The 25016-nt window shown below is 60.6% G+C and carries 22 protein-coding genes and 1 pseudogene; 16 read left to right on the top strand and 7 right to left on the bottom strand.

Translation table 11 applies throughout. The features are described from left to right. Nucleotides 1-4939, top strand: a 4939-nt coding sequence (locus tag Q0Z69_RS13610) for a Cna B-type domain-containing protein (protein ID WP_298034663.1), incomplete at its 5' end; no start/stop codon positions are given. Between the two features lie 248 nt (nt 4940-5187). On the opposite strand, the gene Q0Z69_RS13605 is transcribed toward Q0Z69_RS13610, so the two are convergent. Beyond that, nucleotides 5188-7326, bottom strand: a complete 2139-nt coding sequence (locus tag Q0Z69_RS13605) for a 5'-methylthioadenosine/adenosylhomocysteine nucleosidase (protein ID WP_298034660.1) — start codon at nt 7324-7326, stop codon at nt 5188-5190. 218 nt (nt 7327-7544) lie between these two features. Between Q0Z69_RS13605 and Q0Z69_RS13600 the strand changes: the two genes are divergently transcribed. Further along, on the top strand, nt 7545-7970 hold the full coding sequence (locus Q0Z69_RS13600) for a DUF2383 domain-containing protein (RefSeq protein ID WP_298034657.1): 426 nt from the start codon (nt 7545-7547) through the stop codon (nt 7968-7970). 266 nt (nt 7971-8236) lie between these two features. On the opposite strand, the gene Q0Z69_RS13595 is transcribed toward Q0Z69_RS13600, so the two are convergent. After that, a complete protein-coding gene (locus Q0Z69_RS13595; protein ID WP_298034656.1) occupies nt 8237-8425 on the bottom strand; it encodes a hypothetical protein in 189 nt (62 codons plus the stop codon). Nucleotides 8426-8806: 381 nt separating this feature from the next. Here Q0Z69_RS13595 and Q0Z69_RS13590 point away from each other — a divergent pair, with 381 nt between their 5' ends. The 3 genes from Q0Z69_RS13590 to Q0Z69_RS13580 all read left to right on the top strand — a co-directional run bounded on the left by Q0Z69_RS13590 (nt 8807) and on the right by Q0Z69_RS13580 (nt 11936). Continuing rightward, nucleotides 8807-9367 carry a helix-turn-helix transcriptional regulator gene (locus Q0Z69_RS13590; RefSeq protein WP_298034654.1) on the top strand — a complete coding sequence of 187 codons (561 nt, stop codon included), beginning with the start codon at nt 8807-8809 and terminating at the stop codon, nt 9365-9367. 191 nt (nt 9368-9558) lie between these two features. Beyond that, a complete protein-coding gene (locus Q0Z69_RS13585) occupies nt 9559-10803 on the top strand; it encodes a lactate dehydrogenase (RefSeq protein WP_298034652.1) in 1245 nt (414 codons plus the stop codon). An 86-nt stretch (nt 10804-10889) separates the two neighbouring features. Beyond that, nucleotides 10890-11936 (top strand): NAD(P)H-dependent oxidoreductase, encoded by a 1047-nt coding sequence (locus Q0Z69_RS13580; RefSeq protein ID WP_298034650.1) that lies wholly within the window; start codon nt 10890-10892, stop codon nt 11934-11936. A gap of 66 nt (nt 11937-12002) precedes the next feature. On the opposite strand, the gene Q0Z69_RS13575 is transcribed toward Q0Z69_RS13580, so the two are convergent. From Q0Z69_RS13575 to Q0Z69_RS13555, 5 genes are all read right to left on the bottom strand, one after another. Next, on the bottom strand, nt 12003-12638 hold the full coding sequence (locus tag Q0Z69_RS13575) for a hypothetical protein (protein ID WP_298034647.1): 636 nt from the start codon (nt 12636-12638) through the stop codon (nt 12003-12005). Then, nucleotides 12635-13396 carry a permease prefix domain 1-containing protein gene (locus Q0Z69_RS13570; RefSeq protein ID WP_298034644.1) on the bottom strand — a complete coding sequence of 254 codons (762 nt, stop codon included), beginning with the start codon at nt 13394-13396 and terminating at the stop codon, nt 12635-12637. The genes Q0Z69_RS13575 and Q0Z69_RS13570 overlap by 4 nt, the downstream gene beginning before the upstream one ends. 1 nt (nt 13397) lies before the next feature. After that, nucleotides 13398-13739, bottom strand: coding sequence for a PadR family transcriptional regulator (locus tag Q0Z69_RS13565; protein WP_298034641.1), 342 nt, complete (start codon nt 13737-13739; stop codon nt 13398-13400). A 135-nt stretch (nt 13740-13874) separates the two neighbouring features. Further along, complete coding sequence (locus Q0Z69_RS13560; protein WP_298034638.1) at nt 13875-14747, bottom strand: DUF3298 and DUF4163 domain-containing protein; 873 nt, start codon at nt 14745-14747, stop codon at nt 13875-13877. Between the two features lie 2 nt (nt 14748-14749). Beyond that, nucleotides 14750-15982, bottom strand: a complete 1233-nt coding sequence (locus Q0Z69_RS13555; RefSeq protein WP_298034635.1) for a nucleotidyltransferase family protein — start codon at nt 15980-15982, stop codon at nt 14750-14752. 188 nt (nt 15983-16170) lie between these two features. On the opposite strand from Q0Z69_RS13555, the gene Q0Z69_RS13550 reads away from it, so the two are divergent. The 11 genes and pseudogenes from Q0Z69_RS13550 to Q0Z69_RS13500 form a co-directional block, all read left to right on the top strand. After that, nucleotides 16171-17373: an acetate/propionate family kinase gene (locus tag Q0Z69_RS13550; protein ID WP_298034631.1), complete on the top strand. Its 1203-nt coding sequence runs from the start codon at nt 16171-16173 to the stop codon at nt 17371-17373. Nucleotides 17374-17924: 551 nt separating this feature from the next. After that, nucleotides 17925-18482 carry a class I SAM-dependent methyltransferase gene (locus Q0Z69_RS13545; RefSeq protein ID WP_298034628.1) on the top strand — a complete coding sequence of 186 codons (558 nt, stop codon included), beginning with the start codon at nt 17925-17927 and terminating at the stop codon, nt 18480-18482. A gap of 219 nt (nt 18483-18701) precedes the next feature. Beyond that, complete coding sequence (locus Q0Z69_RS13540) at nt 18702-19094, top strand: zinc ribbon domain-containing protein (protein WP_298034626.1); 393 nt, start codon at nt 18702-18704, stop codon at nt 19092-19094. Between the two features lie 9 nt (nt 19095-19103). Beyond that, a complete protein-coding gene (gene mtnN, locus Q0Z69_RS13535; protein WP_298034624.1) occupies nt 19104-19790 on the top strand; it encodes a 5'-methylthioadenosine/S-adenosylhomocysteine nucleosidase in 687 nt (228 codons plus the stop codon). After that, the gene (locus tag Q0Z69_RS13530) at nt 19791-20255 is read left to right on the top strand and encodes an S-ribosylhomocysteine lyase (RefSeq protein ID WP_298034622.1); all 465 of its coding nucleotides are present in this window, start codon (nt 19791-19793) and stop codon (nt 20253-20255) included. 86 nt (nt 20256-20341) lie between these two features. Continuing rightward, nucleotides 20342-21184, top strand: a complete 843-nt coding sequence (locus Q0Z69_RS13525) for a helix-turn-helix domain-containing protein (protein WP_298034620.1) — start codon at nt 20342-20344, stop codon at nt 21182-21184. Nucleotides 21185-21326: 142 nt separating this feature from the next. Continuing rightward, complete coding sequence (gene rplU / locus Q0Z69_RS13520; RefSeq protein WP_298034618.1) at nt 21327-21638, top strand: 50S ribosomal protein L21; 312 nt, start codon at nt 21327-21329, stop codon at nt 21636-21638. 2 nt (nt 21639-21640) lie between these two features. Continuing rightward, nucleotides 21641-21973 (top strand): ribosomal-processing cysteine protease Prp, encoded by a 333-nt coding sequence (locus Q0Z69_RS13515; protein WP_298034616.1) that lies wholly within the window; start codon nt 21641-21643, stop codon nt 21971-21973. Between the two features lie 42 nt (nt 21974-22015). Next, complete coding sequence (gene rpmA, locus Q0Z69_RS13510) at nt 22016-22297, top strand: 50S ribosomal protein L27 (protein ID WP_298019898.1); 282 nt, start codon at nt 22016-22018, stop codon at nt 22295-22297. 474 nt (nt 22298-22771) lie between these two features. After that, nucleotides 22772-24058 carry a GTPase ObgE gene (gene obgE, locus Q0Z69_RS13505; protein ID WP_298034614.1) on the top strand — a complete coding sequence of 429 codons (1287 nt, stop codon included), beginning with the start codon at nt 22772-22774 and terminating at the stop codon, nt 24056-24058. Nucleotides 24059-24581: 523 nt separating this feature from the next. Continuing rightward, nucleotides 24582-25016, top strand: a pseudogene (locus Q0Z69_RS13500) (TrpB-like pyridoxal-phosphate dependent enzyme); the annotation flags it as partial.

Below are 25016 nucleotides of genomic sequence, written 5' to 3'. Positions count from 1 at the left end.
ATCCGAACAGCCAGCGGACCAGTCCGGCACGGAGGCTGACGGATCCGAACAGCCAGCGGACCAGTCCGGCACGGAGGCTGACGGATCCGAACAGCCAGCGGACCAGTCCGGCACGGAGGCTGAACAGCCGGACGCGGAAGCCGAAGGACCCGCCAACAACGCGGAGGGCAAACCGGCCGGAGAGGAAGCGATCGCGCTGATGTCAGTCAGCCCGGAGGATGCGGTGGAGACCGCGGTCACTGCCGCGCCGGATCAGCTGATCCTTGATGGGAGCAAATCCTATGTGATCTTTACCTCGTGCGTATGGGGCGGCCATACCTATGCCATCGGCGCCGGCGCGGCCGCTGCGGCAATGGGCATGACCCGCGACGCTTGTGCCGCCCCCGGCAGCACTATCTACTTGGCGCAAAGGGGCCTGGGATGGACCCTTACCGAGGAAGATAAGGACCTGTTCATCGAGAACGGCGGCAGATTCCTGACCGTCTCGGAGGATGGGACCGCCCTTGCCGTCAGCGAAACAGAAACGGCAAGCGGCCTGACAATCAATCCCAACGGAACGCTGTCTCTTGCCGGTGCGGCCACAGAGACTGTGTACCTCCAGCTTTCGGACAAGGAGCCGGAGCCCTGGGATGGGCAGCCTTTTGGCATCACAAAAGAAAACTACGAGAATGTCTTCTATTTCGGTGAGATTCTGGAGGAGCCGGATGATCCGGAGCCTCCGGAGGGAGTTCTCTTCCCGGAACTGCTCCCGCAAAGGGATTTCCGTGCAAGGATCGTTTCCCCGAATCAGGTCTACGGAGACGATCAATACGTGATCTTTACTGAGGCAGGCGGAAAATACATCGCTATCACAAACAAAGCCCAATGCTCCTCTCCCCTGGAACTGGACGGAGAGGCCGCTGTTGGGACAGATCTGTTCTCGCCGGACCAGAATGTCCTCTGGACTGTGAACAACAACCGTGAGAAACCAGCTGAGGGCAGTTATTACAAGTATATCCGCAGCTGCGCTTCCAACAAGTACCTGACGGCCGCCGATGGCCTGCTGGATGACAATATCTGCGATGATTTTTACCTTGCCGAAAAGGACGGCGAATCTGCCCTGATTGCCACAGCAGACGGACAGTATGTGGCGCTGGATGGGGACGCGTTCCACATCACGACCGATCCGGCTTTGGCCGCCCGGTTCTATTTTGCAAAGCTCCTGCAAAAGGAGCAGCAGACGGCGGGCAGCACCACGGCGGTCCCTGAGGGGGTCCTGCTGCGCCTTGTGGACTGGAACGATATCAGCGACGGTGAAACATACGCCATCCTCAGCGCGACGGAGTTCAACCGCCTGCACTATGCCCTCAGCGGCAGCGGCCGTCTGGCCCGGTACGGTGCCGACAACCTGACGAACAACGACCTCTGCCCGAACGGGGATACCAGCGGCGTGTACGGCGCCGCGCCCTGCGAGGCCTCCGTGGACGATATTTTCTACACCAATGGGCAGGACATTTTGTGGACCGTCTCTGTCCCAAGCGAAAATCAAGCGATTTTCCGGAACATCGATACCGGCCTCTATCTGAAGCCCAGCGAGGGCCTGGCCGCAGCGCAGACGCCCAGCATCTCCAGCGAACGGGCTGCGGTCACCATTGAGCCGGTCCCGGAGCAGGCCTATGCCTATCTCAGCAATGGCAGCGGCGCGTATCTCGGCATCTGGCAGTACATTTGCGGCGGCGTTTCCGAAGACGACCCGGAGTGCTGCGCCTATTATTTGGCCGAGGTGGTCGATTCGGATGCAGATCTGCCTGCCACCGCTCTGAAAAAGGACCAGGATCCGGACACCGTCAGCTTCGGCGGACTCTACTCGGTCTATCAGGGCAGCCAGCACCTGCTGAACGACGGCACCGGCGTGGAAAACTTCATTCTGATGGACGACGGAACCGGGAGCTTCCGGCCTTCCAGTACGGAATACGATAACGGCAATTACATTGTCAGTTACTGCGCCGATTACGAGAATGGCATGCCCACGTTCACCGAGCCAGGCCAGTATACATCCGTCAGCCTGGAGGACTACGAGGGCTTCAATGCCGGGCAGAAAGCCGCCCTTGCCGCCATCATCCCCAACTGCTACCCCTATGTGACGGAGAGGGAGTTCCTCTCCAACATGGAGCAGGCCGGCTATGAGGTCTCCCCCGGCTGCGGCGCGGACGAGATCATGGCGGGCATCCAGGCCGCCATCTATACCATCACCAATCCCCGGGACGACGGCCCCTGGGGCTATGAATCCAGCGACGGCTGGGCACATACCTCCTATGAGGTCCACAAGTCCGACAGCTATGTGTCGGACCCTGCACAGGCAGAAGAGGACGTCAACACCGTGCGCGACTACCTGTGGTCCTTTGTCGCCCCCGCGATGGCCCTCGCGGACGGCGAGACGGCGGATACGGCCGACGGCGGATTCACCACGGTGGAAGGGGATTATTTCGCCCTCACCACAGAGATCAACGGACACACCTGGGCGCTTGGCATGTCCTCCTTCTATGACAGTGTCTATCTCCTGCCATATGATCCGGATGACATCCGGCAAATGTGGTATTTAGACGAACATGATACCCTTCAGTGGTTCCCCGGTGTCCTCTTTCCCGAGGACCACCGCGAAATTTATCTGGAATTCTACTATGACACCAGAGATCGTAAAGAGGATAACGGGCTGAATAGCCATGAAAAAAACTATGAATCGTACGTATTGGAGTTCCAGTGGACCACGCGGTATTTCGCGAATCTCCCGGTGACAGTGGATGACACCGGAAACTTGTACGTCAACGATTACGAGAATAAGATTATCCTGCCGCCGGGGCGCACTATGGATGCCTCAAAACCTCTGTATGTTGGGGCCGACGAGTATTACCTCCAATATGAAGCATCGCGGTTTGAGAATGGATATCCTTTGTATCTGGAGGGATTCAACCTTTGCACGCAGCCGAATGCTGATAAGAACCTGACCTTCCAGAGGATCTCGGTCACGCCCAAGTACCCCAATTTTGTCGCCTACGATCTGGATTCCGAGGACTGGATCATCACTGATAATGGCAACGGCACCTATAACGTCACGATCACCGGCAGTTTGAACTTCCCCGTTCGGGAGAAGTATGATGACATCGCCGCGACCCTGTATTTCAACAATAAGAAGGTCGGAACGGTTAAGGTTGCACCGGGCACGCAGGAGTTCACCGTTCAGGTGAATAGGATACCACAGAAAAATGAAGCGCACTTCTGGGTCGTCATCGAAGAACAATATGTGGGCGTCAATGTTTTCGTGCCTGAAAACGTTGGCTGGCAGACCCAAATCGGCCTGATCTATAACGAATCCTATCGGGAGATCCACGAAAACACGACCTCCATCCCGGTCGAGAAGATCTGGGCTGACGCTGACGAGAAGGATCACAGCGATGACGAGGTCGAGGTCTGCTTGGTGGAAAACGGAGTGGACACCTCCTACAAAGTCACGCTGAGCGAAGAAAACCAGTGGGAGGACGAGTTCAGGCACGTGCCCTATGATCGCTGGACCTATTCCGCCTATGGTCCGTATGCCGAGGCGACGGGTCAGCATACCAAGATCCCCCTGGAGACCCACGAATACACCGTGCGGGAGCTGAATCCGCCGGCCGGCTATGCCCCCACATACGGCCTGGCAGATCCGAAGCCGGAGGGACCGGGAGGCCCGGAGGAACCGGCAGAGCCGGAGAAGCCGGAAAAGCTGGCGCCGGGCACCTCCTACCCTGTTCAGGCGGTCTATACGCCTGATGACGGCAGTGATTCGATTGCTTTGACCTTCAGCAGCGATTACGGCAGCGGGCCGCTTCAGCCCTATGTTCAGGGAAAGCAAGATCAACTGCTTTTCCTGAATGGAGAAGATACTCTGGTCGTAAAACAGGCAGAAGAGGAAGGCTACCCCCCATATTACGGTACCGTTAATTTTATGGAAACCGGAGAAGCGGGAAAATACTACCTTTATATGGTAGAATCCGGTTATACCCTATATCTCAAGGTGCCTGACGACGGGGATTCTGCGCCAATTACCGACAGCATGAGTGAGGCAACGGCCTTTGAGTTCCGTAACTTTGACACCGGGGTTAAGCTGGATGAACTTCCGGCAGACAGCTTCCGGCCTGTACATACGGCATTCAAGGTCTGTGAAAACGGGCAGGCAACAGACAGCGCGCTTGAATTGTCAAACAATGGCCTTGCATTCAATCCGTATGATCCCGAAAATCCGAGTCAAAAGTTTACTGTCTGCTGCTATCGTGACGAGCTTATCGTGTTTTCCGACACCAATCCTTATGACACTCTCATGCTGTTCCCCTGTGAAGGAGCGGACAGGGAATACATGCTCGGCATAACTATCTATGAGAGCGGCGAAAAGCTTACGATCTATTTGGGCACTGATGAAGATGGATATCTGACAGAGACCATAGACCCGGCAGAGGCCCTGCATTTCAGGCTGGCGGACGCCGTGTACAAAGACCAGGAGGGCATTGACCAAGAGGACGGTAATCAAGATGGAAGCACCTTTGACAAAGTCTTCACCGTCACCAACACGCCTGATGACCCCAAGAAGCCCGACGAACCCGATGACCCGGACGAACCCGATGACCCTGACAAGCCCGACGAGCCTGACGAGCCTGACGAGCCCGACGAGCCTGACGAGCCCGACAAGCCCGACAAGCCCGACAAGCCCGACGAGCCCGACGAGCCGGAGAAGCCGGACGAACCCAGGAGGCCGGATAATTCAACATCGCTGGATGACCCGCTGCCGCCCGGCGCGGGCGCGGATGCGCCCCAGACAGGCGATTCTGTGAACACGGCGCTGTGGCTTGTACTGATGGCGCTCTCTGCCGCGGGATTGATCGCACTGTTCTTGACGCAGAGAAGAAAAACCGGGAGACACGCAGAGTGAATCGCCGGTAAGAAACGGCGCGGGCAATGAACCCGAACATCGCAGACGATTTTCAAGCAGTTCGTGCCCACGCCTGGCCCCCTTTCATCTCCGCACGGAATTTCCCGTCTAGAAGGAAGAGAAACAGCAAAAGGCCCCTGGGATCACTGGGATCTCAGGGGCCTTTTGCCGCAGCGCGGGAGCGAGCCAGCCTGACTCGCTCCCGCAATACGGATGAATGCTCTAAACATGTGATGCCGGGGTGCTCACTAACCCAGCTTGTCACAGAAACGGACCAGCATGGACGCGACCTGGGCGCGAGTCGCGGTGCCCTTGGGGACCAGGGTGGTGCTGGTCTTGCCGTTCATGACGCCATCCCCCACAGCCCACTGCATGGCCGGAATGGCGTACTCGCCGATCTGCTGGAAATCACTGAAGGAAAGGATGTTGGTGTCCTCGCCCACGGAAACGTCATAGCCCTTCAGCTTGGCATAGCGGTACAGAATGGCCGCCAGCTGCTCCCGGGTGATGGGCCGGTTGGGCGCAAAGGTGCCGTCGGTATAGCCCTGAACGATGCCGTTGGCACTGCCCCAGGCCACAGCGTCAGCATAGTACTGATCCTCGTTCACATCCGAGAACTTGGCCTCGGACGTAACGGCAGGCTCCTTCTCCAGCCGGTACAGGATAGCGGCGATCTGGCCCCGGGTGGTGCTGCCGTTGGGGTTGAAGGTCGTGGCGGTATTGCCGCCCATCAGGCCGTCCGCGTAAGCGGCGCTCACGGCGGTGAAGCACCAGTCGGTATTTTTCACATCCGTAAAGGGCAGCTCGGTGCTGAGGGTCTTCATCATATCCATCACCACAGAGGCAGAGGTGTTTGAGGACTCCGTGTAATTGAAGGCATAGGTGTCATGGGCCAGACCGTCCGCCTTGTCGGACATGCAGCGGATCACCGCGCAGGGCACGCCGTACTGGTCGCACACGCGGGCCACGGCGGCGCCCTCCATCTCGCAGGCCAGGGCGTTGAACTTGGTCTGCAGCTCCTTCACATAGGTCTCGCTGGAAATGAACTGGTCGCCGGTGGCAATGACGCCCTGGTGGACCTTGGCGGAGCCCAGGACATTGCAGGCGGAGTTGTAGGCGACCTTGGAGAGGCTCCCGTCCACAGGGATCATACCGGTCTCCTTATCAGCGGCGGCCTTGCCGTTCCATTCAAAGCCGTCGTTGGTCTCCGTGCCGTAGTCGTGCTGCACCAGCTTAGTGCCGATGACCATATCCATGACGTTGACCGTATCGCCCACACCACCGGCGATGCCGGTGAACACCACGCCCTTGACGGTAAAGTTATTCAGCAGGGCGGCAGTGCCGTTGGCAGCCATGACTTTGCCGATGCCGGCCTGGACCATGACCACATCCTCGCCGTTCAGCTTGCCCACATAGAAGGTCTTGCCGCCGATGACGGTCTCCTTTTCCATGTCGGCCGCCTTCACCAGAGCGTCCAGCTCCACAGCCATGGCGCTGATGATCGCAGTGCGGGGCGTGGTATCCTTCACCGCGTCGTCCTTGGCGGCGGGAAGGACTGTCTTGGTCTCATAGATGGTCTTCAGCATGTCCATTACCACAGAGGCGGAGGTGTTGGATGCCTGGGTGTAGTTGAAGGCATAGGTGTCGTGAGCCAGCCCATCCGCCTTATCGGACATGCAGCGGATCACCGCGCAGGGCACGCCGAACTGATCGGCCACGCGGGCCACAGCGGCGCCCTCCATCTCGCAGGCCATGGCGTTGAACTTGGTCTGCAGCTCCTTCACATAGGTCTCGCTGGCAACAAACTGGTCGCCGGTGGCGATGACGCCCTGGTGGACCTTATCGGTACCCAGGACCTTGCAGGCGGAGTCATAGGCGATCTTGGAGAGGGTCTCGTCCACAGGGATCATGCCCGTCTCCGCGTTGGCGGCAGCTTCACCGTTCCAGACAAAGCCGTCATTGGTCTCCGTGCCATAGTCATGCTGCACCAGCTCGGTGGCGATGACCATGTCCATGACCTTGATCGTGTCGCCCACACCGCCGGCAATGCCGGTGAACACGATGCCGCCCACATGATAGGCGTCGATCAAGGTCTCCGCGCAGGAGGCGGCCAGCACCTTGCCCACGCCGGCCTGCACCAGGACCACATCTACACCGTTCAGCTTACCGGTGTAAAACGTGTTTCCGGCAATGACCTCCTGCTTCGTCACATCCGTGGCGTCCACCAGGGCCTCCAGCTCCACAGCCATGGCGCTGACGATGCCCAGGGGACCCTCCTCAGCCGTGCCGGACGTTTTTTCGTCCGCCGCGAGAGCCGTCGTCCCCAGCGACAGGGTCAGTGCCAGGGCCAGCAGCAAAGACGCGGCCTTTTTCCATGCTTGTCTCATGTGTTCTCCGTCCTTTCTATGTAGAGTATTATTTATTATATCTTTTTTGCCGGGCACTTACAAGACGGGGAGCTATAAATTTTCACAGATCCACGCGGCCCGGCATGGGAGGCACATGACCGGGATCAAGCAAGAGACGCCATGAAAAACAGACGGCAGAGCGCGAGAGCGGGACTTTTTCCGGAAAAGCCGGGCATACTAAGAGCGAGGTGATCGATATGCAGGATATGGAACTGCTCCAATATGTCCACGAGACCGCCGAAATGGGCATCCAGGGTCTGAAAAGCCTGGAGGGCCAGGTGCAGAGCGAGGACCTGCGGCGGGCGCTGGCCCAGCAGACGGAGGAATACCGGGACATCTCCGCCGCCGCCGGAAAGCTGCTGCAAAAGCTGGGCGAAGCGCCCCGGGACCCTGGCCTGATGGCCCGGATCTCCTCCGAGGTCATGTCCACCGTGAAAACAATGGCAGACCCCTCCGCTTCCAACATCGCGGAGATGGTCATCCAGGGCAACACCATGGGCGTCACAAAAAGCACCCGGCATCTCAACGACTATGAGGGGAACGACCGCCAGGTGCGGCAGCTGGCGGAAAAGCTGCTGCGGACCGAAGAGGCCAACATTTCCCAGATGAAGCAGTACCTGTGACGAATGTCACAGGTACTGCTTCATCCTGTTTAAAAAAGTCTCACAGAGTTCGCGCCCGGAGGCGCGAAAAACGTGAAATCCATGTTTTCCGGCGACCTGTGCGTCGGGAAACATACTTCTCGGTCCGCAAGTGTGCGAGTTGACTGCCGCAGGCAGTCAAAGAGTGTGCGCAGCGGACCGCAGCCTTTTGGCGGAAATCCCCTATTGGGATTTCCGCCAGTCTCAGCAGTACCTGTGACATTCGTCACAGGTACTGCTTCTCCTCTTCAGCCCATGATGCCGGAAGCGCGCAGATGGCCGGCGCGGGCCTGTAATTCGTCAAGCGTGCCGATGCAGCCGTCCTCCCGGCGCAGCTTGGTCTGCATCTCCGGGGACAATGTCTGAAAATACTCATAGGCCGACAGGTCCTGGTCCAGCAGATCTGTCAGGCAGAGATAGCTTTGAAATCCATCCATGGCGTACTCACCTCCACCGCTAGTCTGCCCGATATCCCGGAACACAGCCGTGGTTCTTGTCGATTTTTCTGGATATCCGCCGTTTTTGAGGGCTTTTCCGGTCTATGCAACATTTTGTTGCGGAATCGCAGCGTTCATGTGGTGGCACCATGCTGGGAAATCTGCTATAATTCAGATAACTTGAAAAGCGGCAAAACCATTTTTCAAGTGTCACAGCGCGCACGCGCTGTGACAGGCCGCGGTTCACGGCCTTGATTTGGATTTCATAGTCAATAACCGCGTGTTTCACACGCAAGCGGGCAAAGCCTGCTTGAAAATAGCTTTGCTATTTTTCAAGTGCATTGACTATATCATTTAGGCATCAAAACAATGGAGGTCTCTATGAAGCTGAACGATAAAATTGCAGCCCTGCGGAAACAGCGGGGCATGACCCAGGAGGAGCTGGCCGAACAGCTGCGGGTCTCCCGTCAGAGCGTTTCCCGCTGGGAGATCGGCTCGGCACAGCCGGACGCCTCTAATCTCTTTCAGCTCAGCAGGCTCTTCGGGGTGAGCGCCGACGACCTGCTGAACGATGAGCGGGAGCTTCCCTCCCCGCCGGGGCCGGAAGCTCCCGCGAAGAAAAAGGCGCAAAAAATTCTGGGTCTCTGCGCGGCGGCCGCTGGAGCACTGGGCAATCTCGCCATATACATCGCCTCCCGGTTCGTGGAGGTCATGGTCCCCTGGATCACATACGACGAAGCCGGACAGGCTTGGTATCATTGGAGCGCCGGCCACGTGGGCCGCAGCTACAAATATTTCGTGCAGGAATACCACCTGGAAGGGCTGGCGGTCCTGCTCTGGAGCCTCACCGCCGCCGGGCTGCTGCTGGCTTTCATCAACCGGAAAAAACTCCAGGCGGCCCTCCGGCTGAAGGAGCGGCCAGCCCGAAAACAGGAACGCTGATCTTCAAAATATCACATATGGGCGGTCCCAGAACACGGGGCCGCTCCATTTTTCCAATTGGAGCAAGGCATACGGACAGTATTTGCAGGATCGCACTTCTCTTATGACGGCGCTTGTGGTATAATCGCCTTGGCCCTGCCGCGCAGCACATCGGGGCCAGTCTGAAATACGGCTACGTGAGGAAGCAAACAATGAACTACTATGATCTCCAAGGCCGGCTGGCGGTGTCACCGCTGGACCTGCCCTTTGAAAAAGCCCCTCTTGGGACCCCCTCCCTGTTTTTGACGAAGCTCGCCAGCGCCGCTCCGGTGTGCTTCCGGGCGACAAGCCCCCGGCAGCTGACGGCGGAGACGGCAGACGTCTCCTGGCTGGACCCCCGCCGGATGGCCCCGCACCCGGCGGACCTGCCGCCAGAGGCCCTGGGAGCCATTCAAGACGGCGGGCTGACGGCGGTGAACGCCGCCCATCCCCGGTGGCGGGACGCCCTGGCCTTCACCGCCTCCCGGCCCGGAAAAAAACGGGTCCACCTGCTGGCGGTGGGAGACGTGGGCGGGACCCTGCTGACAGCCCTGAAGCTGCTGGGTGGCGATGCGATCTCCGCCATCGGCATCTGCGACCTCCATGAAAACACCGTGGCCCGGTGGACTGCCGAGATGGGCCAGATCGCCTGGCCCTGGGATTACGGCGCGCTGCCGGAGGTGGAACCGGTGTCGGCGGAGCGTCTCTTTGACTGTGACGTATTCATTTTTGCCGCCACCAAGGCCATCCCGGCGGTGGGCAGCGGTGTGAAGGACGTACGGATGGCCCAATTCGAGGCCAACCGGCCTCTGGTGGAAAGCTTTGCCCGGCAGGCCCGGGCGGCAAACTTCGGCGGATTGTTCATGGTTTTGAGCGACCCGGTGGACCCCCTGTGCCAAGCGGCGTGGCTGGCCTCCAATACCGCCCCGGACGGGACCCTGGACCACCGGGGCCTGCTGTCGGAGCAGGTGCAGGGCTTCGGTCTAGGGGTCATGACCGCCCGGGCGGCTTATTTCGCCAAGGGGGACCCCCGCTTCGCCAGCTTCCTCACGGAGGGCCGCTCCTTCGGCCCCCACGGTCAGGGGCTGGTCATCGCCAACTCCATCGAACATTACGACGACGCCCTGTCCCAAGAGCTGACGGAGCTGGTGGAGACCGCCAACCTCCGCATCCGGGACCTGGGCTTCAAGCCCTATGTGGCTCCAGCGGTGTCCTCCGGCGCCATGCAGCTGCTGCTGGCCCTCCGGGGGGACTGGCACTGCTCCTCCTTGTGCCTGGGCGGCGTGTGGTTCGGCGTGAAAAACCGCTTTACCCCCCAGGGCGTGGAGTGGGAGACCCTGGACCTGCCGGACAAATTGTTCGAGAGGCTGTGCGAGACCGAAGCGGCGCTGAAAAGAGTGAAGCGTGGAGATTTTTAATTTTCTTCCTTCATATCTATACAATTCCTAACTTCTCATTCCTCATTGCATGATATCTCCACTCTCAAAAAAGGGGGCGTGTCAAAATGCCATGCTCATTAACGCTGATCCGCCTGGGGGACGGCCCTTCTCCCCGGCTGGACGGGGTCCTGTCCGCCGCCGTGCAGGGCCTTCCCTGCCAGACGGTGAACTGGCTGACAGACCCGCTGGACGGCCAGCGCATCCTCTTCGCCGTCCCCCTGGGAAAGGGCGGCGTGAATCCGGCGTTTTCCAGCCTGCTGGCTTTCCTGCGGACCCACCCCGGCTGTCTGGACGGCAGCGTGGGCGGTGTTTTGATCGACGCTCCCGGCGACCTGTACACCAAGGCTGCGGGCCGAGAGCTGGTGCTGGCCGCCAGCATGGCAGGCTGCGCCTTTCCGGGCCGCCCCCTAGTGGAGGCCACGGGGGACCTGCGGAATTTCACCGTTCAGGCCAAAAACGCCGGCTGCTCCCTGGAGAAGGCCTACCGGCTGGCCGCCGCCGATCTGGTCCGGCGGGTCCTGGACTTCGCGCCGCCCCGGCAGAAGCGGCCAAACCTGCTGGTGCTCCACGCCTCCAACCGCCGCACCTCCAATACCCTGGCCCTTTGGAGCCGGTGCCGGGAGCGGCTGGCGGAAGCCTGCTCCATCACGGAGATCGGGTTGCGGAACGGAACCCTGGAGGACTGCGGCGGCTGCCCCTACACCATGTGCCTCCACTACGGCGAGCAGGGGGACTGCTTTTACGGCGGCGTGATGGTGCAGGAGGTGTATCCCGCCATCCGGGAGGCGGACGCGGTGGTGCTGCTCTGCCCCAATTACAACGACGCCCTCTCCGCCAACCTGACAGCGGCCATCAACCGCCTGACGGCCCTGTACCGCGCCGCGCCCTTCACCGGCAAGGCGGTGTTCGCCATCGTGGTGTCCGGCTACTCCGGCGGGGACATCGTGGCCAGCCAGGTGGTGTCCGCCTTGAACATGAACAAGGGCTTCTGGCTGCCTGCCCGGTTCTGCCTGCTGGAGACCGCCAACGACGCAGGCACGGCGGTGGAGCTGCCGGGGATCGGGGAGCGGCTGAATGAGTTTACGGAAAACTTATTACGTCAACTATTGTGAAAACCGGCCCAGACGCTTGTCCAGGCCGGTTTCCATATGCAGGCTGCCAGCGCCGGAGACATGGCTTTATTCCCAATAGGGCCTGCCGTCCAAAATCTGCAAGGTCCCCGCGGCGGTCCCATCCGCCAGATAGCCGGTGACGGAGCAGCACCGCTCCCAGCTTTCCTCCTCCGGCTCCATGGCATACAGGAAATACCGCCGTCCATTCTCCCCCGTGATCCAATCCCTGGCCGCCAAACGGGCCGTCTGGTCATGGCCGCCCCGAATGGCTGTGTATACGATCTCCAGCTCCGTGACCGCCGGGTCCTCCACACAGCCAAAGATGTAGGAATATTCCGTATATACATGATCTCTGACGGCCATTCTCCCATACCACTCCGCCGTGAACGGCCAGTCCCGCTGCCGCTCCAGGATCACCATGTTGCTTCCCTGCCAGCCGCTCCGCCATGAAAAGCTGTATCCGGCCAGCAGCGTCACATCCGGCCCGCCGGACAGCCGCAGCTCCTGGCTAAAATACGGAAGCTCTACTCGGGCCAAAAATTCTGTCTGCTCTGTGAAAAAAGTCCGCTCCATGCTCCGCAAGGCCCGCTTCGGTGTCATACAGTACCAGCCCAGGACATGGCTTGCCGCCGCCAGCAGGCACAGCGCCACCAGCCACCGCAGAGCCGCCCGCCGCCTAGTCACCGTTGGTCTCTTCCTCATGACAGCGCCTCCCCCCACGGCAGCGGCACCGAAAAGTCAAAGCGATGCCCGTACTGCTCATAGGTGAACCGCAGCTCCTCGCCCCGGCGCACCTGGCCGCGAACGGTGAAGGATCTCTTGACGCCGGAAAAAAAGGTGCAGGTGACCTCCCGCCCCAGAGGACCGGTCATATCGATCACATCTCCATAGATCTGTGGCGTCTCCCCAAAGGGGTTTTCGCTGTACAGGCACACCGAGACCCACGCCTCCGTCTTCGGCGCCAGCGGTACTTCCAGCCCCGCCTGATAGACCCGCATGGTGACGCCTCCGTCGGTCTGCCGCAGGTCCACTTCCGCCACATCCGACGCAATGCGTACATACTTCCCGTCCACATAGCCCTCCAGGCTCAGCTCCCGCAGGTCCAGCTGATGGGTCGGAGCAAACCGGTTCCACAGATTGTCGGACACCACTCCCGCCCATGTCCACGCGGGGCGGGCCACCAGCAGGGCCAGCGCCAGCATCAAAACGATAGCGCCCCATTTCACCGCCAGCCACCGGAAAGGATACTGCCTGTTCAGCTCCTGGCCCACCTCCGCCGGGTCCCCCATGAGGGCCAACGTCCGTTCCTCCGCCAGCTCCGGCGGATAACCCAGGCCCAGCAGGGCGCAGATATGGTCCTCCATGTGGCCGTCGATCTCCGCCTGGATGGCCTCCCGCTCCTGTCTTGTAACCCTGCGGAGGCAGATGAGCACCCGAGCCGTGTATTCCCGTCGGGTCATGTCACGCCAGATTCAGGCCGGGGCTGCTGCGGAGCACGGCGTTGACGGCGCCGGAATACGTTTTCCACGCCTCCGCCTCGGTCTTGAGTGCCGCGCCGCCCCTGCGGGTCAGGTGGTAATACTTCCGCATCCGGCCCGTGGGGGCCTCCTGCTGGTAAGCCTCCACATAGCCGTCCTTCTCCAATCCATGGAGCACAGGATACAACGTGCCCTCCTTCATCTCAAAGGTGCGGTCGGAGCGGCGGGCCAGTTCCATGATCATCTGGTAGCCGTACATGTCCTCCCCCGCCAGCAGGGACAGCACCAGCAGCTGGGTGTGCTCGATACTTTGCTTCTTTTTCATGGCAGGCCTCCTGATCGCAATATACATAGTCTCTCTATGCCTTATGGGTCCATTATACATAGAGTTGCAAGGTATGTCAAGACAAAAAACAGTGCGGACAGCTTGTCCGCACCGTTTTTCTGCTGTATAAGCCGGTCACTCCGCCATATCCAGGCCCAGAAGGGTCCGCCCCCGCTGATTCAGGCCAGGCTCCAGCTTCTCATACGCGATATGGAACGCCTGCGGCCCCGCCGCATAGCAAGCCAGCTCATAGGGCGAGAACACCACGTTCATGCCGGTCCCGTCAAAAAATACGGCGTAGCCGGTCCAGTTGGCCACGATCTCCTCATAGTCCTCCCAATACTGCTCCGTGGCCGCCGGGCCGTCCTCTGTGGGGAGGGCGGCCAGCTGGAGGATCTCCGCCGTCACCGCATCTCCCAGCGCCGCGCCCTCGGACAGCTCCTCCGGCTCCACGAAGGCACCGGCCTCCAGATCGAAGGTCCAGCCCATCTGCCAGGTGTTGGGATGGGCGGCACCCTCTATGTAGCTGTAATACGAGCCAGCGATGCTGACCAGCCGGTCCGTCTGATACACCATGCAGTCCAGAGTCAGCTCATAGCCGGTCTGCCACTCCATGCCCTCGCTCCGCCGCCATTCCAGATCCGTCTCCGCCTCGGCGGCCAGCCCCTGGAACGCGGTCCCGGAGGTCCACTCCTCAAATCTTTCGTTGAAGGCCGCCGCTGCGGCCAGTGCGGCGCTCTCCGCCTCCGTCCGGGCTTCATTGATGACAGTCCCATCCTCCCGGCAGACGGTCATCACCGGCAGGCGGAAGCTGCGGGAGACCAGCAGGGTCCCATCCTCCGCCCGGGCCTCATCCTCCCAGATCCGCAGCTCCACAGTGTACTGGATCTCCGGCTCCGCCGTACGCAGCGCCTCCGGCGGCAGCGCGTTCTTCACATCCGTCATGGTGGCGGTGGAGGCGCAGGCCGTCAGCAGCAGGGTCATCAGCAACGAGATCAGCGTTGTCATGGTCAGCTCCTTTCCGGTGGCCCGCCGGACATCACCAGCACGGGGCCATCTCTCCAGGCAATGCCGCCTGCGGCGGCAGTCAGGTCGGGATACGCCAGAGCATACAGATCGGCGGCGCGGGCTTCCAGGGCAAACAGGGCTTGTGCGGCGCTGTCCAGCCGCCGGACATGCCCCGGCTTGGTCAAAATGGGAATGGAGGCGCTCTTTCGCATCCGGGCCAGCAGGACGCGGCCCGTCTCGTTGGCGGCCAGGACCCGCAGATAGGGGACCTCCGCCGGGAATCCGGCGGGCGTCAGGCCCAGATAGGCCCACAGCACCATCCGGCGCAGGCGGGCGTAGGCGTAGCGCTTCGTCTTAGCGGCCTGGCACACGCCGTCCACAGAGACGGCGGCGCGGCTGGCCGCGTACAGCCGGTTGTACAATCCCTCATTTCCCTCATCCAGGGCAGCAAAGTCCGACTTGGTCATGGAGCGGAGCCGGGCCAGCATGGCCCGTTCCGCATTTTTCAGAAGGACCGGCGCCCGTCCGACGGCCGCTTCCCTCTTATAGATCTCTGCCATGGCGGGGGCCATCTCTGAGAGTGCCCAGGCATCCTCCCCGTTCTCCGCCAAAGCCCGCCGCAGCAGCGTGGCCGGGGCGAAACCGCCTCCCTGGCCGCTGTGGCTCATTCCGGCACGTCTCACCGCCAGTGGACGGACCGCACTGTTCCGCCTCAGCAGGGCTTTGCAGTACTCCACGCCCAAATTGTTGTTGGGGCCCTCCAGCAGGGCCGCCTTCTCTCCGCCCAATATCCCCCGTGCCACCGCCTGGCGGCAGGCGGCAAAGGGCATGCCCTCATCCAAAAAGCGGCGGACCCCGACGTGATAGATCTCCGAATCCAGGCAGGCGGCCAGCTCCATCAGCGCCGCCGCGTCGCCGCACTCGCTGCCAAAGGCCAAGTCTGTCACCAGGCCCGTTCCCAGCAGCACCTGCACGCCGCCGTCGGCGAACCGCTCCGCCGAACTGACGGCCCAGGGCAGGGGCAGCTCCAGCACCAGGTCCATGCCGCTGCGCACGGCGGCCTCCGCCCGGGCATGCTCCCGCAGAAGGGCGAAGTCCCCCCGCTGGACGAAGTTCCCGCTCATGACGCCGATGACGGCGGTCTCCGGTCCCAATTCAGCCCGGACCTGCTTCAGCAGGTACAAATGTCCCCGGTGCATAGGGTCGTACTCTATTATAATACCTGCTGTGTGCATGGAAATCACCTCAAACCGGTAACAAAATAGTTACATTTCGGTAAAAATTGCAGTTGTAACCCGAAAGATATCTGGTATAATGGTATTTGTAAAATTTCGCCTGGACAGGGCGAACATATTTGACCTTATTTTATATCATTTCTGGAAAAGCCGCAAGGGCTTCCCCAAAAGAAGAGGAGACGGTAAACATGAACATTCTGGTCATCAACGCTGGCAGCTCTTCCCTGAAGTATCAGCTGCTGAATCCTGAGACCGGCGATCTGCTGGCCAAGGGCCTGTGCGAGCGCATCGGCATCGACGGCAAATTCACCTACAAGCCCCAGGTCGCCGGCAAGGAGACCCTGGACGCCATCGACGTGGCCATGCCCACCCACTCCGAGGCCATCCAGGCCGTGCTGGACGCCCTGGTGGACGCCAAGAACGGCGTGGTCGGCTCCATGAAGGAGATCGACGCTGTGGGCCATCGTGTGGTGCACGGCGGCGAGAAGTTCGCCAAGTCCGTGCTCATCACCGACGAGGTGATGGCCGCCATCGAGGAGTGCAATCCCCTGGCCCCCCTCCACAATCCCGCCAACATCATCGGCATCAAGGCATGCCAGGCGCTGATGCCCGGAACCCCCATGGTGGCTGTGTTCGACACTGCCTTCCACCAGACCATGCCCCCCAAGGCCTTTATGTACGCCCTGCCCTATGCCTACTATGAGAACGACAAGGTCCGGCGCTACGGCTTCCACGGCACCTCCCACAAGTATGTCTCCGGCCGCGCCGCCGCCATGCTGGGCAAGAAGCCCGAGGAGCTGAAGCTCATCAGCTGTCATCTGGGCAACGGCTCCTCCATCGCTGCCGTGGACGGCGGCAAGAGCGTGGACACCTCCATGGGCTTCACCCCCCTGGCCGGCCTGCCCATGGGCACCCGCTCCGGCGACCTGGACGCCGGCATCCTGCAGTACCTGATGAACAAGTACGGCATGAACATCGACGAAATGCTGAACGTGCTGAACAAGAAGTCCGGCGTGGAGGGCCTGTCCTGCGTGTCCTCCGACTTCCGTGACCTGGAGAGTGCCGCGGCCAACGGCGACGAGAAAGCCGCTTTGGCCCAGGAGAAGTTTGCCTATGAGGTGAAGAAGTACGTGGGCGCTTACGCCGCTGCTATGGGAGGTGTGGACGCCATCATCTTCACCGCCGGCGTGGGCGAGAACGACAAGGCCATCCGCTCCATGGTGTGCCAGGGCCTGGAGTATATGGGCGTGAAGCTGGACGAGACCGCCAACAACACCCGCGGCAAGGAGACCGTCATCTCCGCCGCCGACTCCAAGGTGAAGGTCCTGCTGATCCCCACCAACGAGGAATTGATGATCGCGCAGGATACCGCGTCTATCGTCAAGGGCTGAGATAGTTTTTCTGACAAGCGGCGTTCCGCTGGAAACTCGATCATCGATTCCGAGTCCCTGCAAAGCAGGGCGGCGGTCACGCCGTACAAGCGTTTTGCCATGGGCAAAACCTTGGCGGAGGGCGGATCCACTCCGCCCGAGCATATTTGATCTCACGGGGCCCCCGCGGGGCCTGCCCCGTGGGGTACCGATGACCGCCCAGGATACCGCGTCTATCGTCAAAGGCTGAGATAGTTTTTCTGACAAGCGGCGTTCCGTGGGAAACTCGATCATCGATTCCGAGTCCCTGCAAAGCAGGACGGCGGTCACGCCGTACAAGCGTTTTGCCATGGGCAAAACCTTGGCGGAGGGCGGATCCACTCCGCCCGAGCATATTTGATCTCACGGGGCCCCCGCGGGGCCTGCCCCGTGGGGTACCGATGACCGCCCAGGATACCGCGTCTATCGTCAAAGGCTGAGACGCTTAAAAAAGTTCCCGCTGTATGTACAGCGGGAACTTTTTTCGGACGTTAAAACCGTTATCATCGTCCAACGCCCAGGGAGGAATTTCCATGCAGTTAAATACGTTGCATATGGTCCACGAATTTTTAGAACGGCACGTCCGCCCCGGTGCCTTCTGCATCGACGCCACCGCCGGAAAGGGGCGGGACGCGGCGCTGCTGTGCCGTCTGGCGGGGCCGTCCGGCCGGGTTCTGGCCTTTGACATCCAAGAGGAGGCCGTCCGCCAGACCCGGGCGCTGCTGGCTGTGGAGGGTCTTGCCGCCCAGGTCATCCTGGACAGCCACGCCCATATGGAGCAGTACGCAGAGCCGGAAACCGTGGACTGCGTGGTATTCAACCTGGGCAGGCTCCCCGGCGGGGATCCCCGTATCTTCACCCAGGCGGACAGCTCCGTGGCGGCCATCAGAGCCGGACTGCGGCTGCTGCGGCCCGGCGGCGTGATGGCCATCGCCCTCTATTACGGAAAGGGAAACGGATACAGCGAAAAAAACGCCGTTTCTGCCTATCTGGAAACGCTGGACGACCGGATGTTCTCTGTCCTCCGCTGCGACTGGGCCAATCGCCGCGGTGACCCGCCCATGCCCATCTTTATTTGGAAGGAGCGGTGAACCGCTCCTCCCTTTTTTCACCTATGGACACGGCGAATGGGTCCTGTAACGGCGGAGAACAAATTTCAATCCCGGAACGCCCTGGCTCGACGCCCCCACGAACATGCTGCAATCCGTTTTGAGCGGAAAGCGAAAATTTGATTCTGGGGAGAATTCGTGATTGCTGAACGGCGTGACATATGCTATACTGGCGGCAAGATCTGTTTGGAGGTACGTCTGATGAAAAGCGTGAAGCCCGGCCGGGGACCGTCGGCCATGGGAGCCCTCGGCTCTGTGATCGCCGTGATTTTCGGCATTTTCTGGACCATTAGCGCCGTGTCCATGGGCGCACCGGGGTTCTTTCCCCTCTTCGGCGTGCTGTTCATCATCCTGGGCGTGGTCCAGGTGGTGTACAACCTGAAAAACGCCACGGGAGAACACCGCTACTCCGCGTTCGACATTGTGGAGGACGGCGAGGAGCCGGACCCCCTGGACCGGCGGTCCGGCCCGCAGGAGGATGGGGAGGCCCCGGCGGACGGCGGCTTCCGCTTCTGCCCCTACTGCGGCGCAAGGCTGGGCGAGGACTTCGATTTCTGCGGAAAATGCGGCAGGAAGCTGCCGGAGGAACAGTGAGGTAACAACATGAAGATCGGAATGCAATTTGCCATGGAGGCGGAGCTTCACGCCCTGCCGGGTGCCAAGGCGCTGGCCCCCTTTGAGACCGTCTCCGGCGTGCCGTTTTTTGAAGTGGCGCCGGACGTCATCGCCTGCGCCAGCGGCATCAGCAAGGTCAACGCCGCCATGGGCGCGGAGATCCTGTGCCTGAAGTACGGCGTGGACATGATCGTCAACGCCGGGGTCGCGGGCTGCGCCACGGACCTGGCCACCGGCAGCCTGGTGGTGCCGTCGGAATTCATCCAGCACGATGTGGACACCACCGCCATCGGCGACCCGATCGGCCTGGTGTCCACGGTGAACCGTCTGAACTTCCCCACCTGGAAGCCGGAGCGGTGTGTAGAGATCCTGAAGGACCTGGGCGTCACCGCCGCCACTGGCCGGGTGGCCACCGGCGACTGGTTCGCTGTGAAGTGCCGGCGGGCGGAGTGGATCCGAGACACCTTCTCCCCCCTGCTGCTGGAGATGGAGGGCTGCGCCATCGCCCAGGTGTGCCTGCGGAACGATGTGCCCTTCGCCGCGCTGAAGTCCGTGTCGGACCATCTGTTCCGGGAAAGCAACGCGGAGGAGTACTTTGATTTTGGAGAAGCCCTGGAAAAGCTGGGTGGCGTGCTGCTGCCCTTCGTCCAGGCTTTGCAGAAGGAGGACCTGTAAATGGAGCGGATCGCCAGCTTTACCGTGGACCACAACAAGCTGCTGCCGGGGCTTTACCTCTCCCGCCGGGACGGGGACGTCGCCACCTTCGACCTGCGGTTCAAGTGCCCCAACACCGGGGACCTGCTGAGCAACGCCGAAATGCATTCCACCGAGCACCTCATCGCCACGCTGCTGCGGAATTCCCAGGCCAAGGAGGCAGTGGTCTACTTCGGCCCCATGGGCTGTCAGACGGGCTTTTACTTTCTGTTCAACGAACGGCTGCTGTCCTTGGCAGAGGCTGTCCAGCTTCTGAAAGAGGTCTTTGACGCCGCCGGAGAGTTTTCCGGGGAAATGCCGGGAAAAAGTCCCGCGGAGTGTGGGAATTATGTAAACCTTGACGTGGCCACTGGCAGGGCCGTGTGCAAATGGTACGCGGACCTGATCCGGGATTGGACGGTGGAAAAGCTGGCCTATGACGCCTGAACTTCTCCACGCAAAGGATATTTGCGTGACTTTTGGCCCCGGCCTGTGATAGGCTGGGGCCATCAAATTTGAGGGAGTGATGCCTAATGGCGTCTGTTGGATCACACATCAGGCGACTGCGTGCCGCAAAGCACATGACCCAGGAGGAGCTGGCGGAGCGCCTGTTCGTCACCCGGCAGGCGGTATCGGCCTGGGAGACGGGCAAGGCACTGCCGGACGTGGAGACCCTGGAGCGCATCGCGGAAGCCCTGGGGGTGGAGGTGACGGAGGTCATCTACGGTACTGCTCCCCAGTCTCCCAACCTGTGGCAGCTAAAGCGGCGATGGGCGCTGATAGGCGCCGGATTTGCTGTTATATTGGCTGTTTTGATGATTATAACACTCAAAAACGGAGCATATGGTACCTGGAAGCATGGTCTTGCCTTTCAGTTTACCGATTCAAATTACCAGACATCCTATCAGAACATGCCGAGCAGCTTTTCGATGGAGCTGGATTTAAACGACTTGGAAAGCAACGCGGGAAAGGTGCTGTATGAGGATGAGAGCGGCTGCTGCGTTCTGGTGGATTCGGTGGACGAGAACATGCCGGGAGAGTACCGGGTCTGGTTCCGTGCCTGCGGCGTTTACGGTCGCACCGGCGGCCAGCTGGTATCCGGCTGCCAGTCCATGCGTGTAGATAAGACCACCTGGACTATGACGACCACTGCCGCTATGACTGCTGTCGTGGATGGGATCCATTATCCCTGTTCCGAGGCCGGTGCCAGCGGACTCATCTTTAAGGACGGCAATCACTTCGGCTTCTATCTGAATCCCCGAACGCCGGACACGTGGGAGGCAGTTTCAATAGACGGGCTGGACAAACTCACTGTCACCGTCTCCGGCCTGACCCGCTTCTCCACTCACCGGCTTTTTTATTGGGATATTTATTGATTTTTGTGATTTTATTCCGAAAATCCGTTGACATTTTAGAATTCGGCTGATATACTTGATAAGCCGCTTTGAATGGGTCTTCAAGTGCGCCCCGTGCGCCGCCCCCGACAGCGAGCCCGTAAATGAAGGAGTTGAAACACAAATGAACGCAATCATCGTGACCGGCGGCAAGCAGTACAAGGTCGCCGAGGGCGACGTGGTCTACATCGAGAAGCTGGACCAGGAAGCCGGCGAGGCCGTCAAGTTCGACCAGGTCCTGGCCGTCATCGACGGCGAGAAGGCCACCTTCGGCACCCCCGTGGTGGAGGGCGCTTCCGTGGAGGCCACCATCGTCAAGAACGGCAAGGGCAAGAAGATCCGCATCTTCAAGTACAATCCCAAGAAGGGTTACCGGAAGCGTCAGGGCCACCGTCAGCCCTACACCAAGGTCGAGATCAAGAAGATCTCTGTCTGAGCATGACGACGATCACATTCCGCACGGAGGGCAGCCGCATCACCGGCTTTGACTCCAGGGGCCACAGCGGCTACGCCGAAGAGGGCGCGGACATCGTCTGCGCGGGCGTCACCAGCGCCATTCGTCTGGTGGAGGCCACCATCAACGACGTGCTGGGTCTGGCGGCGTCCGTGAAGGTCCGAGAAAACGACGCGTCCATCTCTCTCCGTCTGCCCGGGGGCCTGGCTCCCACAGCCGAGAGCACCTGTCAGGCGCTTTTGACAGGATTGATGGTCTACTTCTCCCAGCTTCACGACGAGTTTCCCGACAACATCGAGGTTTTGGAGGAAGCTTGATTCCTCTCCATCTAAAATTTCTAAGAAAGGATGGTCCGTATCATGATTCGTATTGGTCTTCAGTTCTTCGCCCACAAGAAGGGCGGCGGCTCCACCAAGAACGGCCGTGACTCTGAGTCCAAGCGCCTGGGTCCCAAGCGCGCCGACGGTCAGTTTGTCAAGGCCGGCAACATCCTGGTCCGCCAGCGCGGCACCCGCATCCATCCCGGCAAGAACGTTGGTATCGGCACTGACGATACCCTGTTTGCCAAGGTGGACGGCGTGCTCCGTTTCGAGCGCCTGGGTAAGGATCGTAAGCAGGCTTCTGTTTACGACGCCGAGTAAGCAATCAGAGCTTTGGAGCCCCGAACGCACACGTTCGGGGCTCTTTTCAGGTGAGGCGTCTGCATCCGAGGGCACAGCTTCCGCGCCTTGGGATGTATGCGCCTCAATGGGTACCCTCAGTGAACAAAGGGCAGCGCGGTTTTTCGGGGCATCTTGAGCAGCTGGCGGCATTGTCCTCGGTGCTGGGCGGCACCACTTAAGACGATGACACAGCCAGCGTTGATTTTAGCCGCTGGCAGGCGTGTTGCCCTTTGTCCACTGAGGGTATACTATCATCAAATCCAATAACTTGAAAAGCGGCAAGTCACGTTTCAGGTGTCACAGCACATGGACGCTGTGACAGGCCGCGGCCTTGATTGGAATTTCATCGTCCATCCCTGTGCGCTTTCCCCACAGCGGGCATGGCCCGCTTGAAAAATCCTGTGCGATTTTTCAAATTCATGAACGATACAAACAACTCTTGGAGGTGTGTTTATGGCAGCATCTTTTATCGACAAGGCCCGGATCACGGTTCGCGCCGGAGACGGCGGCAACGGCGTGGTCTCCTTCCACCGGGAGAAATATGTGGCGGCCGGCGGCCCTGACGGCGGCGACGGCGGCCGGGGCGGCTCCATCGTCCTGGTGGTGGACGACAACATGTCTACCCTGATGGACTTCCGCTACAAGCGCAAATACGTGGCGTCCAACGGTATGCCCGGCCAGGGGGCCAGAAAGTCCGGCAAGGACGGACAGGACCTCATCATCCGGGTGCCCCGGGGCACTCTGGTGCGGGACGCGGAGACCAATGAGATCATCCAGGACATGTCCGGCTCGGAGCCCTATGTGCTCTGCCGGGGCGGCCGGGGCGGCTGGGGCAACATGCACTTCGCCACCCCCACCCGGCAGGTGCCCCGCTTCGCCAAGGCGGGCCTCCCCGGCGAGAGCCATGATGTCATTCTGGAGCTGAAGCTGCTGGCAGATGTGGGCCTCATCGGCTTCCCCAACGTGGGCAAGTCCACGCTGCTGTCCGTGGTGTCCAAGGCCCAGCCGAAGATCGCCAACTACCACTTCACCACCCTGTACCCCAACCTGGGTGTGGTGTGGGTGGACGAGGGCGTCAGCTTCGTCATGGCGGATATTCCCGGCATCATTGAGGGCGCCAGCGAGGGCGCAGGTCTCGGCCATGACTTCCTGCGGCACATCGACCGCTGCCGCCTGCTGGTCCATGTGGTGGATGTCTCCGGCAGCGAGGGCCGGGACCCTGTGGCGGACTTCGACGCCATCAATGAGGAGCTGAAGCAGTACAGTCCCGAGCTGGCGGTGCGGCCCCAGATCGTGGCCGCCAACAAGGTGGATATCATGGAGGACCCTGAAAACCTGGCGCGGCTCCGCGCCCATGCGGAGGAATTGGGCTACGCCCTGTTCGAGATCTCCGCGGCGTCCCACCAGGGCACCCGGCAGCTAGTGGGCAAGGTGGCGGAGATGCTGTCCTCCCTGCCTCCCGTCACGGTGTACCAGGCGGAATACGTGCCGAAGCCCCCTGTCATCGACGCCTCCGCGCCGCTGGAGATCCAGCGCGCCGACGACGGCCACACCTGGCTGGTGGAGGGCCCCTGGCTCCAGCGGCTCATGGGAAATATCAATTTCTCCGACTATGAAAGCCGGATGTATTTTGACAAGACCCTGCGGGAATCCGGTCTGTTCCAGCAGCTGGAGCAGTTGGGCATCCAGGACGGCGACACGGTGTCCATGTACAACTTCGAGTTTGAATATCAGCGGTAACGCACTACAGCGGACAGGCACGGGCTGGTGTCTGTCCGCTCCGCTTTGTCTGGTTTGGATCGTATCGCGTGTTTTGTTCAACATATACAGTTTTTTCCAGGGTACAGCGGGTGTTTTTTATCCAAACTGAAAAATATATTTTTGAGGGATTGACAAACGCACTTCATCGGAGTACACTGCGTTCAAATCCAAAAGCAAAACCTGTGACGCAGACGAGTACACGGACGTCGCTTCTCCAAGAGAGCTGCCGGTGGTGGAATGGCAGCAGAAGTGGCCCCGCCGAATGGACTGCGGAGGGCGGACTGAACGGAGCGGCTGCTCTCAGTAAGATCCGACGGGCTTTTCCCCCGTTACCAAGGAAAGACGTGTGTTGGCACGTCGCCGAGCGGACGAGTGATCGTCAATTTGGGTGGCACCGCAGAAGTTTTAGACTTTTGTCCCAAAGGAACCATTGGAGTGGTCCTTGTGGGATGAGAGTCTTTTTTATTTCCCCATGGGCCCCGGATATGAAAGGAGTACCGCTATGACCACCGAGAAGAACATCCCTTACAAGATCTACCTGTCCGAGGATGAGATGCCGAAAACCTGGTACAATGTCCGGGCGGATATGAAGAACAAGCCCGCTCCCCTGCTGAATCCCGGCACCGGTCAGCCCATGGGCTTTGAGGACCTGCGCCCCGTGTTCTGTGACGAGCTGATCCGCCAGGAGCTGGACAACGACACCCGGGAGATCCCCATCCCCCAGGAGATCCGGGATTTCTACAAGATGTACCGCCCCTCTCCCCTGGTCCGGGCCTACTGCCTGGAGGAGAAGCTGGGCACGCCGGCCAAGATCTACTACAAGTTCGAGGGCAACAACACCTCCGGCTCCCACAAGCTGAACAGCGCCATCGCCCAGGCCTACTACGCCAAACAGCAGGGGCTGGTCGGCGTCACCACCGAGACCGGCGCCGGCCAG

It is taken from the genome of uncultured Dysosmobacter sp., assembly GCF_947631165.1.
In the GTDB taxonomy this organism is placed as follows: domain Bacteria; phylum Bacillota; class Clostridia; order Oscillospirales; family Oscillospiraceae; genus Oscillibacter.
The sequence above is the reverse complement of the archived record's forward strand: the minus strand, read 5'-3'. Positions and strand labels throughout refer to the sequence as shown.

Coding starts and splice junctions, on each gene's coding strand:
- Q0Z69_RS13595 (WP_298034656.1), bottom strand. CDS start 8,425: ATGGATGGATTTCAAAGCTATCTCTGCCTGACAGATCTGCTGGACCAG.
- Q0Z69_RS13560 (WP_298034638.1), bottom strand. CDS start 14,747: ATGACAACGCTGATCTCGTTGCTGATGACCCTGCTGCTGACGGCCTGC.
- Q0Z69_RS13530 (WP_298034622.1), top strand. CDS start 19,791: ATGGAGCGGATCGCCAGCTTTACCGTGGACCACAACAAGCTGCTGCCG.
- Q0Z69_RS13525 (WP_298034620.1), top strand. CDS start 20,342: ATGGCGTCTGTTGGATCACACATCAGGCGACTGCGTGCCGCAAAGCAC.
- Q0Z69_RS13545 (WP_298034628.1), top strand. CDS start 17,925: ATGCAGTTAAATACGTTGCATATGGTCCACGAATTTTTAGAACGGCAC.
- Q0Z69_RS13515 (WP_298034616.1), top strand. CDS start 21,641: ATGACGACGATCACATTCCGCACGGAGGGCAGCCGCATCACCGGCTTT.
- Q0Z69_RS13605 (WP_298034660.1), bottom strand. CDS start 7,326: ATGAGACAAGCATGGAAAAAGGCCGCGTCTTTGCTGCTGGCCCTGGCA.
- Q0Z69_RS13600 (WP_298034657.1), top strand. CDS start 7,545: ATGCAGGATATGGAACTGCTCCAATATGTCCACGAGACCGCCGAAATG.
- Q0Z69_RS13575 (WP_298034647.1), bottom strand. CDS start 12,638: ATGAGGAAGAGACCAACGGTGACTAGGCGGCGGGCGGCTCTGCGGTGG.
- Q0Z69_RS13565 (WP_298034641.1), bottom strand. CDS start 13,739: ATGAAAAAGAAGCAAAGTATCGAGCACACCCAGCTGCTGGTGCTGTCC.
- mtnN (WP_298034624.1), top strand. CDS start 19,104: ATGAAGATCGGAATGCAATTTGCCATGGAGGCGGAGCTTCACGCCCTG.
- rpmA (WP_298019898.1), top strand. CDS start 22,016: ATGATTCGTATTGGTCTTCAGTTCTTCGCCCACAAGAAGGGCGGCGGC.
- Q0Z69_RS13580 (WP_298034650.1), top strand. CDS start 10,890: ATGCCATGCTCATTAACGCTGATCCGCCTGGGGGACGGCCCTTCTCCC.
- obgE (WP_298034614.1), top strand. CDS start 22,772: ATGGCAGCATCTTTTATCGACAAGGCCCGGATCACGGTTCGCGCCGGA.
- Q0Z69_RS13555 (WP_298034635.1), bottom strand. CDS start 15,982: ATGCACACAGCAGGTATTATAATAGAGTACGACCCTATGCACCGGGGA.
- Q0Z69_RS13550 (WP_298034631.1), top strand. CDS start 16,171: ATGAACATTCTGGTCATCAACGCTGGCAGCTCTTCCCTGAAGTATCAG.
- Q0Z69_RS13540 (WP_298034626.1), top strand. CDS start 18,702: ATGAAAAGCGTGAAGCCCGGCCGGGGACCGTCGGCCATGGGAGCCCTC.
- Q0Z69_RS13585 (WP_298034652.1), top strand. CDS start 9,559: ATGAACTACTATGATCTCCAAGGCCGGCTGGCGGTGTCACCGCTGGAC.
- Q0Z69_RS13570 (WP_298034644.1), bottom strand. CDS start 13,396: ATGACCCGACGGGAATACACGGCTCGGGTGCTCATCTGCCTCCGCAGG.
- rplU (WP_298034618.1), top strand. CDS start 21,327: ATGAACGCAATCATCGTGACCGGCGGCAAGCAGTACAAGGTCGCCGAG.
- Q0Z69_RS13590 (WP_298034654.1), top strand. CDS start 8,807: ATGAAGCTGAACGATAAAATTGCAGCCCTGCGGAAACAGCGGGGCATG.